Origin of the sequence: Bifidobacterium sp. A11, assembly GCF_000499185.1 — a bacterium.
GTDB lineage: Bacteria > Actinomycetota > Actinomycetes > Actinomycetales > Bifidobacteriaceae > Bombiscardovia > Bombiscardovia mizhiensis.
Genome location: NZ_AWUO01000038.1, coordinates 1 through 201, shown reverse-complemented (window position 1 = coordinate 201; position 201 = coordinate 1). Strand labels below are relative to the sequence as shown.

General features: G+C 64.7%; 1 protein-coding gene. It reads left to right on the top strand.

The features are described from left to right. On the top strand, positions 1-201 hold a 201-nt coding region (locus tag P273_RS09450), incomplete at both ends, for an RCC1 domain-containing protein (protein ID WP_034525139.1).

Below are 201 nucleotides of genomic sequence, written 5' to 3'. Positions count from 1 at the left end.
ACCAGCATTCGCTGGCCCTGGGCAGCGACGGCAACGTTTACGCCTGGGGAGACAACTACTATGGCCAGCTCGGCGACGGGACGATAAACGACAAGCATGCGCCGGTCAGGGTGAAGACGCCCGACCGCAGCACGTACCCGGACCTGCCAGCGGACTTCACCTACCTGCAGGTCAGCGCCGGAGCCTATCATTCCCTGGCCC